Origin of the sequence: Streptomyces sp. STR69 (genome assembly GCF_024519455.1) — a bacterium.
Lineage (GTDB): Bacteria > Actinomycetota > Actinomycetes > Streptomycetales > Streptomycetaceae > Streptomyces.
The window spans coordinates 1-15,576 of record NZ_JALJRY010000060.1; the positions used below are offsets into that span (position 1 = coordinate 1).

Consider the following 15,576-nt stretch of genomic DNA (forward strand, 5'->3'; position numbering starts at 1 on the left):
CCACCCGGACCACCACAGCCCGCCCGGACAACGTGCCGTAGTCGACTCCGATGACGTATGTGTCGGGATGGGTGTGTTCGCTGTTCTCGGCGTTCGCCACCGGGCCGCCCTTCTGTTCGGTATTTCAGTCGTTGTTCGATGAGCCGGATGTGCTGGATGAAGTGGAGAGGAAATCTGGGGGATGGAACCCCCGGTCGGGGCCCGGTGCAAGTGCCCGGGTCCCGACCGGAGTTGGTTGTCAGCCGGAGACCGGCGCGACGGTGATGCGGTCGATGTTGGGTGCGTAGGCGCTCGCGTTGGCGAAGCTGATCGTGTTGGTGCCGGCGGTGAGGGTGACCGGGACGGGGAGGTCCCAGTACGTGGACCAGCTGTAGTTGTTGCGGAACATGGCGGTCTGCGCCGTGCCGCCGTTGACGGAGATCTGGGCCGCCCGGGAGACGACGTTGGTGTTGTAGTTCCCGGAGCCGGAGACCTGGTTGTTGGCGTAGCGGACGTTCATGACGTACCGCCCGGCACTTGCCGCGCTCACCTGGAAGGTGAGGGTGTTCGCCGAGCCGTTGCCGATGTAGCCGACGTACTTGCCGCCGGAGGCCCAGGTGTCCGAGGTGGCGACGGCGGTTCCGGCGAGGGTCGCGCTCTCGGCCTCGTACGCGGAGACGCCCGTGGTGTCGGCGCTCGCGGACACACGCAGGTCGCGCACGGTCAGCGTGGTCGAGCCCGAAGTCGCCGCCGTGATGCGGTTGTTGCCCGCAGAGAGGTACAGCCGCGAGCTCTTGTCGGTGAGCGTTCCGCTCGTGGAGGCCAGCGTGACGGCGGTGGCGCCGTCCAGGGCGAGGGTGCCGGAGCCGTTGGAGGAGTAGTCGGTGTGGACGGTGTAGTAGCCATCGGTCGGCGCGTAGACGTCGAAGGCGGCCGAGGTGCCCGAGGTCAGGGCCAGGGCGCCCGCTCCCGTCGTACCGGAGGCTGTGTAGTTGTAGGTCGGCGAGCCGGTGATGTCGGCGTATGTGGCCGGGTATGAAGTGTCGGCGGTGGAGGCCGCGGTGAGGTCGATCTTGTCGAGGGTGACCTCGTTGGTCCCCTTGGCCAAGGCGATCGTGTGCGTGCCCGCCGTCAGGGACACCGAGGCACTGGCGGTCGAGCGGTAGGTCCAGTTCAGCGTCGGCGAGTAGGTGACCGTCTGGGACGAGCCGCCGTCGACCGTGAGGGTCTGGGTCGCCGGGCCGCCGGACTGGTTGCCGTAGAAGACGTTGACGTTGTACGTGCCGGTGGTCGGGGCGGTGACGGTGAAGGCGACCTTGCTGCCCGTCTGGTTCAGGCTGCCGACGTCCTTGGTGCCCGAAGTGGCGTACCCGTAGGCGTTGGTGACGCTGCCCTGGGTGTAGACGGTGCCGCTGGTGATGGTCGCGTTCTCGGCCTCGTACGACGCCGACCACGGCGTGCTCGCCGCGGTGGGTGTGCCGGTGCCGGCCGGGTTGACGACGATCCGGTAGGCCGACATGGGGTCGAGGTTGGTCAGCGGGACGGTGATGCTGCCGTCCGAGGCGACCGTGTAGGTGCTGCGGGCGAGCACTGTGGGCGCGGGGCCGGCGCCCTCGTAGCCGCTCCAAGCGGTGCGCTCCACCGAGACGTTGACGGTGCTGCCGAACGACGACGGTATGTGCTGGACGACCGTGTTCGCCGAGCCGGAGGTGCCGCCGCCGAGGAGGACCTGGGCCTGCTTGCGGCCGGTGTCGAGGGACGCGATGCCCTGGAGTGTGTCGATGACGTTGGACTGGGGCGGGGTCACCTTGGTCGTCTGGCCGGTCAGGCCCGCGTACCAACGCAGCAGCCACCAGTCGCCGTTGGGGATGTTGGTCTGGCTGACGTTGCCGTCCAGGTTCCCCGCGATGTCCCAGTATGCCTGGTCGGCGTAGACCTTGTTCCGCTCGAACATGGACATCCACTGGACCATCTGGCCCGGCACCGAGAGGTCGCGGCGGTCACCGTACTCGTTGATGTTGACCGGGCGCGGGCTGATGCCCGCGTTGGTCTCGATGGTCCGGTAGGCGGCCAGGTTTCCCTCGAAGTTGGACAGCGACGTGGGGTCCAGCTCGTGCCAAGTGGTCATGTCCGGAAGGACGTTGTTGGCCTTGGCCCACGGGTAGAAGTCGCCCATCAGACGGGCGTCGTAGTGCGTCTCGTTGGGGCCCGCGATGCGTGCGTTCGGGATGATCGAGCGGATCTTGTTGTAGACCGTCGTCCAGTCGCTCTCGAAGCTCGCGAGCGCGCTGTTGTACGTCGACGTGGTCGAACTGCCCAGCCCCGTGTACCAGTTGCCGTCCGGCTCGTTGAACGGCACCCACACGAACGTACTCGCGTCGGAGCGGGCCGCGACCTTGGTGACCATCGTGGTGACCTTGGACAGGTAGTCCGTCAGGCCGAGGTTCTCGTACGGCCACGACGCGTAGATGTCCTGCATGTAGATGAGGTTGTCGCCGCCGCCACCGCGGGCGAACTCCGGCTGGACGACCAGCGCGTCGCCGTTCGGGTGCTGGGCGCCGTCGGGTGCCTTCTGCGCGATGGACGTCATGTGCAGGGGCGTGACGATGTTGTCGCCGGGCACGCCGTCGTCGCTGAGGCCGTACAGGGCGCCGTTGGCTCCGTGCATGACCGCGCCGGTGGTGGTGCCGAGGTCGACGGTCAGTTGCGGGGTGGCCGCCTGTGCGGCGGGGACGGCGAGCGCCGTGCCCAGGAGGGCGGCGGTCGCCACCGTCGCACCCATGAGGGCACGGACGGAGCGGGGTCTGCGGGCTGTTCGAGGCATGGCTGTCCTCCTCCTCCCGCGGCGTTGCGGGAGGCTGTCGGGGTACTTCGCGGGTGACCGGGGCGGCTCAACAGGCCGAACCCCGGGGCTGCTTGGCCTACTTGACGGCGCCGCTCGTGATGCCGGAGACGATGCGGCGCTGCGCTATGACGAAGACGAGGACCATGGGGAGGCTCATCATCACGACGTAGGCGAAGATCAGGTGCCAGTTGTTCAGGTACAGCTGGGCGTTGGCGACCTGGTAGAGGTTGAGCGGCAGGGTGGCCTTGTCGCCGCCGCCGAGGACGAAGAAGGCGTAGAAGATGTCGCTCCAGGCGTAGAGCATCACCATGATCGTGGCGGTGGCGATGACCGGGCGCAGGAGCGGCAGGATGATGCGGAAGAAGACCCGGACCGGGCCCGCGCCGTCCATGCGGGCGGCCTCCTCCAGCTCCTCGGGGAGGGCGCGGATGAAACCGGTCATGAAGAAGATCGAGGTGGAGAGGTACATCCCGGCGTAGACGCCGATCATGCCGGGGCGGGTGCCGGCCAGGCCGAGTTGGCGCAGTTCCATGACGATGGTGATGACTGCCGGAGGGAGCAGCAGTCCACTGATGCTGAGCGCGTACAGGGTGTTGACCAGGCGGCCCTTGCGGCGGGCGAACACCCAAGCCGCGCCTGCCCCGAGGAGCAGCACGAGGACGACGGACGGGGCGACGACGAGGAGGCTGTTGACGAAGCCCTGGACGATCTTGCCCTCGTCGAAGCTCTGCTTGTAGTTGGCAGCGGCCTGGACGTGGTGGGGCAGGGAGAGGTTGGGCTTGATCGCCTCGGCCTGCGGTTTGAAGGAGGTGACCGCGACGAGCCACAGCGGGATGCCGATGGTGACGCCGGCGACGATCAGGACGACGAGTGGCTGGACCCAGCGCAACGGGCGCCGGTGCGCGGGGGCGAACGCGGTAACGGTGGTCACTGGTTGTTCTCCCTGCGGCGCAGGCCGACGATGACGGGCACGGCGAGGACGACGACGATGAGGAAGAGCACCAGGCTCATCGCGGACGCCTGCGCGTACAGGCCCTGGCCGAAGATGCGGAACATGTAGATGTTGAAGACCTCGGTCTCGCTGCCAGGACCGCCTCCGGTGGTCGCCTGCACGATGTCGAAGGTGTTCATGGAGCCGATCAGCGCGGTCGTCACGTTGAAGGTGACGGCGGGCGCGAGCAGCGGGAACCTGACCGACCAGAAGGTGCGCCACCAGCCGGCCCCGTCGATCCTGGCCGCCTCCAGGACGTCACCCGGCATGCTCTTCAGACCCGCCAGGTAGATCAGCATGGCCAGGCCCATCCACTTCCAGCCGTGGATCAGGGTCACCACGACCAGCGTCCAGGTGGTCGAGCCGAGCCAGGGGGTGTCGACGTGGTGTCCGGCGAGCGAGGACAGCACGCTGTTGAGCGCGCCGTCCTGGGCGAGCAGGGCGCGGAAGATGTAGCCGACGGCGAGCGCGGAGATCAGTACCGGGAGGAAGAAGACCGCGCGGAAGAAGCGGTTGAAACGGGTGTCGCGCTCCAGCAGCAGGGCCAGGGCCAGACCGAAGCCGTTCTGGAAGACGGCCACGAGGACGGCGTACTCCAGGGTGATGCGGATGTCACGGGCCATCGACCCGTCGTGCAGGATGGTGCTGAAGTTCGACAGTCCCACGAAGCCGATCTGCGAGTGGAACGCCGACCAGTCGGTGAACGGGTAGACGAAGTTCAGCAGGTTCGGCAGCAGGAAGAACACGCCGAACACGGCGAGCGCGGGCAGGGCGAACCACCACGGCTGGTTGGCCTTGCTGCGCGGGCGGGTGCGACGGGACGTCCGTTCCTGGCCGTCGTCCTGGGCTCGGTCCTTCGCGCGCGTGGCGTCGATGGCGTCCATCGTGGCGGTGTCCACCACTTTCTTACCTCCGGTACGGCCCCGGGTCCGCCGCCGACGGGCGGCCCGGGGGAGGGGCTGGCTCGGTGGCGCCGGTCAGAAGCCGGCGACGCCGCGTGCCTTGAGGACCTGCTTGAACTGGTCCTCGGCAGCCTGGGCGACCTGGAGCGGGGTCTTCTTGCCGTAGATCATGTCGGCGAGGGCGAGGTGCATGTCGGGGGCGGTGAGGGCCTTGACCTGGAAGACGCCGGAGGCGCTGGACAGGGCCTTGGCCTGGGCGATCGCGGTCTGCGGGAGGCCGTCGGGGTTGGGCACCGAAGGCTCGACCGACACCAGCTTGTTGGCCTTGATGTAGGCCGGGTAGTTGGGGCCGAGCCAGAAGGACATGAACTGCCGGGCCGCGTTCTGCCGCTTGCTGTCACCGGTGTTGAAGGCGACGACGCCGTTCGTCTGGTCCGGCGAGTACTCGGCCTTCGCCGCGCTGTTGGCGATGGGGAACCAGCCGAGCTTCTTGTCGATGTCCGCCGTGCTGGCGGTGGCCTGGATCTCGGACTGGAGCGCGGTGACGTTGACGGCCATTGCGGCGGTGCCGTCCATGATCGCCTTGCCCTGGTCGACGAAGGTCGCCGTCTTGTAGTTCTTCTGCGCCAGACCGCCGTCGAGGACCTTCGTCTTGTACTTGGTGATCGCGTCGACGATGGTCTTGTTGGTCCAACTGTCCTTGTTCTTGTTGAGGTTGTCCCAGAAGGACTGCGGCAGGTCCGTCATCTGGGCCTGCACCTGCCACTGCAGCGGCCACTTGTCGCCGCCGACCTCGAAGAACGGGGCCACGCCCGAGACCTTCGACTTGATCTTCGCGGCGTCGGCGAGCAACTCGTCGTAGCTGGCGGGCATGGTGGTGATGCCGGCCTTCGCGAAGACGTCCTTGTTGTAGTAGACGCCGAGGACTGCGGGGCTGGTGACGATGGCCGCGTAGCGGTGACCGTCGACCTGGCCGAGGGACTTCTCCGTGGTGCCGAGCTTGGAGACCCAGTCCTCGTTGTCGAGGGTCAGCAGGTTCTTGGCCGGCTGGACGAACGGCAGGGTGCTGCCCGTGGGCTGCCAGAACATCAGGTCCGGCTTGACGCCCGAGGCGAGCTTGGTCGGGACGTTCGACTCGTACGGGTCGGGTATGACCTCGGTGGTGATCTTGGCGCCGGTGGCCTTCTCGAACGCCTCGATGGCCTGCTTGGGCTCCGAGACGCTGTTCTGGGCGACCCACATGGTGAGCTTGACGCCCTTGAGGGAGGCGGTCGGGTTGACGGAGCCCTCGGGTGCGGCGGCCGTGGTGGCACCGGTGCTGTCACTGCACGCGGTGGCGGTCAGTCCGAGGACACAGGCGGTGGCAAGGACGGAGACGGCTCTTCTCATGGCGGATCCTTGATCGTTCGCAGAAGGGAGGCGGGGCGGTACTGCGGAGCTGTGCGATGACTGCGGGGAAGACGGCTAACGGATACGGCGAGGTCGGACGTCCGGTCCGGCTCATGCGTCCCGTGGCCCCGAGCTCTCCCGGAGGACGAGGGTGGGTTCGGCCGGCACCGGCGCGGGTTCCCGCCGGTCGGTGTCGAGTTGGGCGTGCAGCAGCCCGAATGCGGCGCGGCCCAGCCCGTGGAAGTCCATGCGGACGGTGGTGAGGGACGGGGTGACGAAACCGGAGTGCGGTGCGTCGTCGAAGCCGATGACGCTGACGTCGTCCGGGACCCGCCGGCCCGCGTGATGCAGGGCCCGCAGCACACCCAGCGCCAGGTCGTCGTTGCCGCACAGGATCGCGGTGACGTCCTTGTTCCGGGCGAGCTTCTTCCCTGCCTCGTAGCCGGCCTGGGCGTCCCAGCCCTTGCCGGACGGCGGGGGCGGGGTGATGCCGGCCGCTTCCAGTGCCTGCCGCCAGCCCTCGGCGCGGGGACTCGCCAGGCGCCGGGTTCCGGTCGAGGCGGGGATCGCGACATAGTGGACGTTCGCGTGCCCGAGCGCCAGCAGGTGCTCGGTGGCGGTGCGGGCCGCCTCGCGGTCGTCGGCCCACACCGCCGGACGGCTGGGTTTCCGGCCCGGCGGTGGCGCTTCGACCAGCGCCGCGCACGGTACATGCGCCGGTACGCGGTCCAGAGCGGCGGCACCGAGGCGGTCGAAGCCGATGACCACCACGCCGCCACCGGTGTCGGCAGCCGCGGCGATCGTACGGTCCAGATCGTCCTCGGGAGTGACGACCCGTACGCCGAGCGCGTATCCGGCGGCGCGGGACGCCTCCTCCAGGCCCTGCAGGGTGGCTGCGTAACCGTAGAGGACGGTGTTCGACGTGATGACCGTGACCGACCGGGTGACCCCGCTGGCCAGGGCGAACGCGGTGGCGTTGCGCCTGAATCCCAAGGTCTGGATGGCGGCGTCGACCCGCTTGCGGGTCTCCTCCTTGACGTTCGGGTGGCCGTTGATGACCCGCGAAACGGTCTGGTAGGAGACGCCTGCCGCGGCGGCTACGTCGCGGATACTGGCGGCTTTCTGCTGCCCCTGAGGGGGGTCGCCGTGGCCGCCGGAGCTTGTGTGACCGGTCACATCCATGCGAGGATTGTGAGCGGTCACAACGTGGGCGTCAAGAGACCGTAACTGGGGATTTACCTTTCGAACACACCGACTCGAGCGGTACGAACGCTCCCGCCGGACGAGAAACCCCAGCTCGGTGCCCGTACGGGACCCGCAGCACCGAACCGTCCCAGAAGGGGAAATTGCGTTGACCAGTGTCGTAGGAGCAGTCGAGGGATCCCGTGTCTGGTCGCATCCGGCGCTCGGGCTGCACGCCGTCGTCGATGCCTCCGGAGCGGTCCGGCTGGGAAGGCCCGATCAGGACTGGGCCCAACTGGTGCCTCTCGTCGAGGTCACGGCCACCGGGCACGGGCGCATGTGGTCGGGCGAGCGCTTCATCGAGACGGCCATCGGTGAACGGATGACCTACCGCGACCACGAGACCGTGCGGGACGGGAACCTGGAGCGTACGACGATCCGTTTGGCGGACCCGGCGACCGGGCTCGCCGCCGAAGTCACCCTGGACGCGGGCTCCGGCGCGGGCTTCCTGCGCGCGGGCGTACGGCTGGTCAACGAGGGTGCCGAGCCGGTCCGGTTGGAGAGCGTGACGACCCTGACCCTCGGTGGTGTCTCCGACCCCGGCACCGGTCTCGACGGGCTGACCCTGCACTGGGCGGACAACGACTGGCTCGCCGAATGCCGTTGGCGCCGGGCCGACTTCCGCGACCAGGTCGTGCCGCTGACCCGGGCCGCCCACGGCCACGAGGGGCGCGGCTGCTTCGAGCGCTACTCGCAAGGGAGTTGGTCCACCGGCCGGCACCTCGCGATGGGTGCTCTCACCGACCGGGACGGCGGGGCGTGGCTGTGGCAGATAGAGTCCAGCGCGGGCTGGCGCTTCGAGACCGGAGAGCGCGAAGGCGCCGCCTACGTCGCCCTGTTCGGGCCCGACGACGCCCACCACCAGTGGCACCAACTCCTCGCGCCCGGCGAGGAGTTCCACTCCGTCCCGGCCGTCCTGGTCCGCACGGAGAGCGGTGGCCTGGACGCCGCCTTCGCCGCGCTCACGGATTACCGCCGCGGCATCCGCCGCGACCACCCCGACCACCGTCAACTCCCGGTGATCTACAACGACTACATGAACACCCTGATGGGCGACCCCACCACCGAACGGCTCCTGCCCCTGGTGGAGGCGGCGGCGAGTGCCGGTGCCGAGGTGTTCGTGATCGACGCGGGCTGGTACGACGACGACGCCCAGGGCTGGTGGGACTCCGTCGGCGCGTGGGAGGCCGCGCCCAACCGCTTCCCGGGTGGCATTCAGGAGGTCCTGGACGCCATCACGAAGCACGGCATGACCCCGGGGCTGTGGCTCGAACCCGAAGTCGTGGGCGTGCGCAGCCCGTTGGCCGACACACTGCCGCCCGAGGCCTTCTTCCGGCGCGGCGGTGTCCGCGTCACCGAACACGGACGGCACCACCTGGACCTGCGCCACCCGGCCGCCCGCGCCCACCTCGACGAGGTCGTGGACCGGCTGGTCGGGGAGTGGGGCGTGGGCTATCTGAAGCTCGACTACAACGTCAACATCGGCCCGGGAACCGAGAACGGTTCGGAAAGCGCGGGCGCCGGACTGCTGGGACATCACCGCGCCCACCTCGACTGGCTGGCCGGACTCCTCGACCGTCATCCCCAACTGGTCCTGGAGAACTGCGGATCGGGCGGTCTGCGCATGGACTACGCCCAACTCGCCGTCGCCCAGATCCAGTCCACCAGCGACCAGCAGGACCCGCTGCGCTACCCGCCCATCGCCGCCTCGGCAGCCACCGCCGCGACACCGGAACAGGCCGCCGTGTGGGCCTACCCCCAGCCCGACCAGAGCCTGGACGAGATCGCCTTCACCCTCACCGGCGCGCTGCTCGGCCGTATCCACCTCTCCGGCTTCCTCAACCTCATGGACGACGAGCAGTTCGACCTCGTCCGCTCGGCGCTCTCCGTCTACAAGGACATCAGGCCGGAGATCGCTGCCGCGCACCCGTTCTGGCCGCTGGGCCTCCCCGGCTGGGACGACGAGTGGATCGCGCACGGGCTGCGCGGGGAGCGGTCCACGTATGTGATGGTCTGGAGACGCGAGCCGGACAGCGGCGGCGGAACCGACCGCACCCTCACCGTCCCCCACCTGCGTGACGCGCACATCCGCACCACGGTGCTGCATCCGGCGACCGTCGGTGCCGCCGCGGAGTGGAACGCGGTCGACGGGAAGCTGACGGTGTCCCTGCCTCGTGCCAATACCGCGGTCCTCCTGAGGCTGAGCCCGGTCTCCCACGCATGACGTCTTTTGCTGCTTCCCGTCCGGACGGGAAGCAGGGCTGCGGGAAACCGGCCTTTCACCGCAGCCCGCCACCCTGGACTACGCTGCAACATGTCAACCGTCGCTGACCGATGGAGGTGGCGATCACAGGTGCCCGCAGATCTGGCTTTCGACGCGCTCGCCGACCCCGTACGCCGTCAGATCCTGGGCGTGCTGGCCGAACGCGAGGAGTGCACCGTGGGCGAGCTCGCCGAGCAGATCAACAGCATCGGTCGTACGGGAGTCTCCAGCCATCTGCGTGTGCTGCGTGCCGCCGGCCTGGTGACCGAGCGCAAGGCGGGCCGGTTCCGGCACTACTCGATCGATCCGGCCGGTCCCGCACGTGACGTCATCGCGACGCTGCAGGCGTTGTTCCAGGGAGCGCTCGCCGAGGCCGGGCGTGCTGCCGCGACGGCCGACCCCGCAGTCCGGGAGAACAAGGACAGCCGGTCCGCCTGATGAGGTGACGTGATGACCGCACTCCTGCTGCCCGCCGAGGAATGGACCGACGCGTCGCCTGCCGCGACGTTCGCCCTGTTCGGTGCGGGCACCGGCGCGGGCTGGGTGTTCGACGCCGTGTGCGACCGGGTCACGGCGGGCGCGGTGGTGCGGATGGGGGCTCCGCTCGGCGGCCCGGTCGCCGACGTGGTGGAGATCATCGGCCGGATCACCGAGGCACGGCCGCCGTCGTCCGCGAGCGGGTACGGCCATGCCGCCGGACGTGGTGGCCGTATCGAGATCGTGCACGACCAGCCCTGGCGGGGCCGTATCAAGCTGCGTTTCGACGCCGATCGCGGCGGGACCAGGATCCGGCTGTTCGCCGAACTCGACGAGGCCGGACTGGAGTGGCTGATGCGCCGCCGCGGCCTGCCAGCCGGTCGGGGCTCCTCGCCGAACCGGAGCGCACGGCTCCCACCGCCCCCGACCGTCCCTGGACCTCGCCCGCTCCGGACGAGAACCCGCTGGGCGCCTGGTATGTGAAGACCTCGGTCAGCGAGTCCGCCGAAGGCCCGCTGGCCGGTCGTACGGTCGCGGTGAAGGACAACATCGCGGTCGCGGGCGTACCGATGATGAACGGTTCGCGGACGGTCGAGAGCTTCGTCCCACGCCAAGACGCCACCGTCGTACGGCGGTTGCTCGACGCCGGCGCGACGATCGCGGGCAAGTCGGTGTGCGAGGACCTGTGTTTCTCGGGCGCCAGTTTCACCTCGCACCCGGGGCCGGTGCGCAACCCGTGGGACGAGGGCCGCAACACGGGCGGTTCCTCCAGCGGCAGCGCCGCGCTCGTGGCGACCGGTGAGGTGGACCTCGCCCTCGGCGGCGACCAGGGCGGCTCGATCCGCCTGCCGGCCGCCTTCACCGGCATCGTGGGACACGAACCCACCCACGGCCTCGTGCCCTACACCGGCGCCTTCCCCATCGAGCGGACCATCGACCACGTGGGACCGATGACCCGAACCGTCGCCGACGCGGCCACGATGCTGGGCGTCCTGGCCGGCGTGGACGGCTTCGACCCGCGCCAGCCCGACGCGATCGACCCGGTGGACTATCTGACGGCGCTCACCGAACCGGCCTCCGGCCTGCGCGTCGGCGTTGTCACGGAAGGCTTCGGTACGCCGGTGTCGGATCCCGGCGTCGACGACGCCGTCCACGCCGCCATCGATGTACTGGCCTCGGCCGGACTCACCGTGGAGAAGGTGTCGATCTCCTGGCACCTGGACGCCCTGCACGTGTGGAACGTGGTCGCGACCGAGGGCGCCGCCCACCAGATGCTCGACGGCAACGCCTACGGCATGAACACCGAGGACTTCTACGACCCCGAGCTGATCGCCCACTACGCGCAGGGGCGTATCGACCGCGGCGCCACGCTGTCCAGGACCGTCAAACTCGTCGGGCTGTCCGGCCGTTACACCTACGAGGCCGGGGGCGGGAAGTACTACGGCATGGCCCGCCGCCTCCTGCCGCAGGTCCGCGCGGCCTACGACGAGGCACTGGCCCGGTACGACGTGCTCGTCATGCCCACGGTCCCCTACACGGCCAAGGAGATCCCGCCCGCCGACGTCTCCCTGGCCGACTACCTGCACACCGCGCTGTCGATGGTCGGCAACACCGCACCTTTCGATGTGACCGGCCATCCGTCGTGCAGCGTGCCGACCGACCTGGTCGACGGTGTCCCGGCCGGCCTGATGATCACCGGCAGGCGCTTCGACGACGACACTGTGCTGCGCGTCGCGCACACCTTCGAACAGGCGGTCGGCGGATTCCCGGCGCCTCCTGTCGCCGGGAGCCGTTCATGAACGGAGCCCCGGCCTGGCTGACGCCGGGGCGTTCGCGCTGGACCCCGCGTCTGCGACAGGATCCGCCGGACAGGTCCTAGACAGCGGCTGCGGCAGCGTGCAGGTTCTTCGCGGCCAGGGCGAGGCCCTCGGTCTGGGAGTACGCGGCGTCCTCGTGCTCGATGTTGACGGCCATGTCCGGGTCGACCTCGGCGAGGGCGCGCAGGAACTCCGTCCAGTACGCGACGTCGTGGCCTTCGCCGACGGCGACGAACTTCCACGCCGGGTTCTCGGGCCAGGAGTTGCACCAGAAGCCGTAGCCGGTGGGCACCTTGTCGGGTGCGTCGGCGGGGACGCGGGTGAACGATGTGTCGAGCACGCCGCGGATGTCGGCGCCGGGGCAGAGCGTCGCGTCCTTCGCGGCGGCGTGGAAGACCAGCGGGCCCAGCCACTTGATCGAGGCGACGATGCCCATGCCCTGCCACATCAGGTGCGAGGGGTCCATCTCCGCACCGACGTTGGTCGCGCCGGTCGCGTCGACGAGCCGCTTCAGGGTGACCGGGGAGAAGACGAGGTTGTGCGGGTGCATCTCGATGGCGACCCGGACGCCGTTCTCGCGGGCCAGTGCGTCGATCTCCTTCCAGAACCCGACCGCCACCTCCCACTGGTAGTCGAGGACGTCCATGTAGACGCCGTCCCATGGATTCACCACCCAGGAGGGGTACTTGGCGTCGGGGTCGGAGCCCGGAGTGCCGGACATGGTGACCACGTGCCGCACCCCGAGCAGCCCCGCGAGGCGGATCGTACGGCGCAGGTCGTCCGCGTGCTTCGGGCCGACCCCGGGGAGCGGGTTGAGCGGATTCCCGTTGCAGTTGAGGCCGGTCAGCTCCATCCCGCGGTCCGCGAAGGCCGCCAGGTATTCCTCGCGCGCGCTCGCCGAGGACAGCAGCAGGTCGACCGGGCAGTGCGGGGAGGGGATGAAGCCGCCGGTGTTGATCTCGACGGAGGTCAGGCCGTTCTCCTTGAGGATGTCGAGGGCCTCGGCGAGGGGGCGGTCGTGCAGACAGGCGGTGTAGGCGCCGAGCTTGAGGGACATGCGGGTGCTCCTTGGATGAGTGCGGGTGGTCAGACGGCGGGCGGGACGGTGACGGCGGCGCCGCCTGCCTGCGAGGACTCGACGATCGCGCGGATGATCTCCATGGTCCGCAGTCCCTCGGCGAACGAGGCGCAGGCAGGCAGCGGTTCGGCGACTCCCGCGACCTGGTCGAGGAACGCCCTTGCCTGGTAGGTGAAGTTGTCGGCGTTGCTCGCGCCCACACCCGGCGCCTCCATCGGCACCCCGCCCGCGAAGTACGGCAGTTGGGGCCCGGCGATGATCTGCCGGGCACCGCGGGTACGGACGTCGGGCTGGGCGTCGTCGAAGAGGTACTCGGCCGGCCGGTGCTGGTCGAACGCGGCCCGCCCGCCGACCCCGAGGACGTCGAAGGCGAGCCCGTTGGGCAGCCCGAAGCCGGTACGGGTGACGGAGAAGGTGCCGACGAGCCCGGACTCGAAACGGGCCGTGAAGGACGCGGTGTCCTCGTTCTCCACCTCACCGAACTCGTCGGAGACGGGAGCGGCATTGTGCCCGACGACCGCGCCAAGGGGCAGCGGACGCTTGGGGATCTGCGTGGACAGCGTGGCACCGGAGACCGAGGCGATGGGCCCCGCGACGTACTCGGCCGCGTCGATGACGTGCGAGCCGACGTCGCCGAGCGCGCCGGAACCGGCACCGCCCTTGAAACGCCAACTCAGCGGCCCCCTGGGGTCGGTGGCGTAGTCGCACCAGTAGCGTCCGCTGAACAGGGTGAGGTCACCCAGCTCCCCGCGCCGCACATGGCCGCGGATCGCGGCGATGCCGGGGGGAGCGGCGGAAGGTGTACCCGACGGCGGTCACGACATCGGCGGACCGCTCCAACTCGGCCATCGCACGGGCGTCTTCGAGCGAGCCGGCCAGCGGCTTCTCGCACAGCACGTGCTTCCCGGCGGCGACCAGCGCCTCGGCGATCGGCCGGTGCAGCGCGTTTCCCACGACGATGCTGACGGCGTCGATCGTCGGGTCCTCGGCGACGGCCTCCCAACTCGGCAACGCCTTCTCGAAGCCGTAACGGCGGGCGGCGTCCTCGGCGAGCGCGGTGTTGGCGTCGGCTATCGCGGCCAGCCGGACCGGCGGCAGTCCCGCCCCGAAGACGGTGTTGACGTTGCGGTATCCGGCGGCGTGGCTGCGGCCGGCCATACCGGCTCCGATCACCGCGACGGACAAGGGCTTGGCGGACGTGGTCATGAGGTGTCCTTCGAGACGTGATGACAGCTGGAGATGGGGAAGTCGAAGTCGGCCGAGCGCTGCCGGGAGGGCTGCGGCAGGCGGGTGGTGACGACCGTTTTGGGGCCCGTACCGGGCGGAGAGTGAGCTCCGCCCGGTACGGGTGGGGGCAGTGCGAACGTCCCACCGTTCGCACTGCTGACCAGGGCCTCCGACGCGCTCGGCAGATGCGCGAAGTCGGCGTCCGAGGCGAACACGCTTGTCCGGCCGGTGAGTTCGAGGGGATCCCAGAGGAACAAGGTGCTACGACGATGCGGCGAGGTATTCGTCGATGTTCGCGCGCATGAACAGCGAGGACTCCTTGGCCCGTTCCTCCCAGGCGAAGACGCACGCGGTGAGGGTGCCGTCGAAGTCGTTGTCCCGCAGGGCTTGGAACAGCTCGCCGAAGTCGACCTCGCCCTCGCCCATGTCGAGATGCTGGTGGATCCGGGCGGTGGTGCCGGGCGGGTTGAGGATGTAGCGGTTGCCGGAGGACGCGTTGTGGTCGAAGGCGTCGGCCAGGTGGACATGGGTGAGCAGATCGCCCGCGTGCCGGATGATGCCGGGGGCGTCGTCACCGATGTGGAAGGTGTGCGGTGCGCAGTAGAGGAAGCTGACGCTCGGGTGGTTGATGCCCCGGATGAAGTCGACCGCCTGGTGGCCGTCCTCGATGAAGTCGTCGGGGTGTGGTTCCAGGGCCAGCCGGATGCCCTCCTGCTCGAAGAGGGGAAGGAGTTCGTCCATCGACTTCCGGAACTGGGCCTCGCTGCGGTCCGCTTCCTCGGGCCGGCCGTTGAACTCCGAGATCATGCTGTCCACGCCCAGCTCGGCGGCGATCTGGATCGACCGCTTCCAGTAACGTACGGCGGCCTGCCGGGCGTCCTCGTCGGGCCCGGACCAGCGGAACAGCGGGAGCAGGGAGGAGATCCCGACGCCGGCCGCGTCCAACGCCTTGCGGAACTTGCGCACGGTGGCGTCGTCCACACGGGGGTGCCGGAAGAAGGGGATGAAATCCTCTCGGGGTGAGAGCTCGATCCACTCGTAGCCCAACTCGGCCACCACGCCGGGCAGTTCGAGCAGCGGGACATGACGGATCATGTACGGGTCGAGGGCGATCTTCATGAGGGAATGCCTTCGGGTGTAGGGGAGCGGGGGTACGTCTGGTGCCGCCGTCCGCTCGCACGGGGTGGGGCAGTTGCCCGCTGTCGCCGTCAGCCGACTTTGAGCGTGGTCGCTTCGTCGGGGAGTTCTTCGACGTCGAGGCCGCGGACCTGGGACAACTCGTGCTTGAGTGCGGCGAGTTCGGTGCCGCCGGCCATGTGGTTGGTGAGCTCTTCCAGGGTGATCTCGCTGCGTTCGGCGGAGAGTT

The 15,576-nt window shown here is 69.3% G+C and carries 14 protein-coding genes and 1 pseudogene; 4 read left to right on the plus strand and 11 right to left on the minus strand.

The annotated features are described in order from the left end of the window. Positions 1 to 238: 238 nt before the first annotated feature. From OC490_RS48425 to OC490_RS48445, 5 genes are all read right to left on the minus strand, one after another. Positions 239 to 2,803, minus strand: a complete 2,565-nt coding sequence (locus OC490_RS48425; RefSeq protein WP_262064451.1) for a CBM35 domain-containing protein — start codon at positions 2,801 to 2,803, stop codon at positions 239 to 241. Between the two features lie 97 nt (positions 2,804 to 2,900). Continuing rightward, positions 2,901 to 3,755 (minus strand): carbohydrate ABC transporter permease, encoded by an 855-nt coding sequence (locus OC490_RS48430; protein WP_043662415.1) that lies wholly within the window; start codon positions 3,753 to 3,755, stop codon positions 2,901 to 2,903. Beyond that, positions 3,752 to 4,717, minus strand: a complete 966-nt coding sequence (locus tag OC490_RS48435) for a carbohydrate ABC transporter permease (protein ID WP_262064452.1) — start codon at positions 4,715 to 4,717, stop codon at positions 3,752 to 3,754. Before OC490_RS48435 ends, OC490_RS48430 begins: the two co-directional genes overlap by 4 nt. 75 nt (positions 4,718 to 4,792) lie before the next feature. Next, positions 4,793 to 6,106: an ABC transporter substrate-binding protein gene (locus OC490_RS48440; protein WP_262064453.1), complete on the minus strand. Its 1,314-nt coding sequence runs from the start codon at positions 6,104 to 6,106 to the stop codon at positions 4,793 to 4,795. Between the two features lie 111 nt (positions 6,107 to 6,217). Continuing rightward, complete coding sequence (locus OC490_RS48445; RefSeq protein ID WP_262064454.1) at positions 6,218 to 7,288, minus strand: LacI family DNA-binding transcriptional regulator; 1,071 nt, start codon at positions 7,286 to 7,288, stop codon at positions 6,218 to 6,220. 169 nt (positions 7,289 to 7,457) lie between these two features. On the opposite strand from OC490_RS48445, the gene OC490_RS48450 reads away from it, so the two are divergent. The 4 genes from OC490_RS48450 to OC490_RS48465 all read left to right on the plus strand — a co-directional run bounded on the left by OC490_RS48450 (position 7,458) and on the right by OC490_RS48465 (position 11,887). Continuing rightward, positions 7,458 to 9,572, plus strand: a complete 2,115-nt coding sequence (locus OC490_RS48450) for an alpha-galactosidase (RefSeq protein WP_262064455.1) — start codon at positions 7,458 to 7,460, stop codon at positions 9,570 to 9,572. A gap of 129 nt (positions 9,573 to 9,701) precedes the next feature. Next, the gene (locus OC490_RS48455) at positions 9,702 to 10,049 is read left to right on the plus strand and encodes an ArsR/SmtB family transcription factor (RefSeq protein WP_262064456.1); all 348 of its coding nucleotides are present in this window, start codon (positions 9,702 to 9,704) and stop codon (positions 10,047 to 10,049) included. A 12-nt stretch (positions 10,050 to 10,061) separates the two neighbouring features. Beyond that, a complete protein-coding gene (locus OC490_RS48460; RefSeq protein WP_262064457.1) occupies positions 10,062 to 10,571 on the plus strand; it encodes a hypothetical protein in 510 nt (169 codons plus the stop codon). Beyond that, positions 10,553 to 11,887 carry an amidase gene (locus tag OC490_RS48465; protein ID WP_262064461.1) on the plus strand — a complete coding sequence of 445 codons (1,335 nt, stop codon included), beginning with the start codon at positions 10,553 to 10,555 and terminating at the stop codon, positions 11,885 to 11,887. The genes OC490_RS48460 and OC490_RS48465 overlap by 19 nt, the downstream gene beginning before the upstream one ends. Positions 11,888 to 11,963: 76 nt before the next feature. Here the strand turns inward: OC490_RS48465 and OC490_RS48470 are convergent, their stop codons facing one another. The 6 genes and pseudogenes from OC490_RS48470 to OC490_RS48490 all read right to left on the minus strand — a co-directional run. Continuing rightward, entirely contained in the window at positions 11,964 to 12,962 is a 999-nt protein-coding gene (locus OC490_RS48470) for a sugar phosphate isomerase/epimerase family protein (RefSeq protein WP_262064458.1), read from the minus strand. 29 nt (positions 12,963 to 12,991) lie between these two features. Then, positions 12,992 to 13,741 carry a Gfo/Idh/MocA family oxidoreductase gene (locus OC490_RS49465; RefSeq protein WP_315986741.1) on the minus strand — a complete coding sequence of 250 codons (750 nt, stop codon included), beginning with the start codon at positions 13,739 to 13,741 and terminating at the stop codon, positions 12,992 to 12,994. Further along, positions 13,719 to 14,189 carry a Gfo/Idh/MocA family oxidoreductase gene (locus tag OC490_RS49470; RefSeq protein WP_315986742.1) on the minus strand — a complete coding sequence of 157 codons (471 nt, stop codon included), beginning with the start codon at positions 14,187 to 14,189 and terminating at the stop codon, positions 13,719 to 13,721. The genes OC490_RS49465 and OC490_RS49470 overlap by 23 nt, the downstream gene beginning before the upstream one ends. Next, positions 14,186 to 14,467: a hypothetical protein gene (locus OC490_RS48480; protein WP_262064459.1), complete on the minus strand. Its 282-nt coding sequence runs from the start codon at positions 14,465 to 14,467 to the stop codon at positions 14,186 to 14,188. The genes OC490_RS49470 and OC490_RS48480 overlap by 4 nt, the downstream gene beginning before the upstream one ends. Positions 14,468 to 14,471: 4 nt before the next feature. Then, positions 14,472 to 15,329, minus strand: coding sequence for a sugar phosphate isomerase/epimerase family protein (locus OC490_RS48485; RefSeq protein WP_262064460.1), 858 nt, complete (start codon positions 15,327 to 15,329; stop codon positions 14,472 to 14,474). Positions 15,330 to 15,418: 89 nt separating this feature from the next. After that, a pseudogene (locus OC490_RS48490) lies at positions 15,419 to 15,576 on the minus strand (sugar ABC transporter ATP-binding protein); the annotation flags it as partial.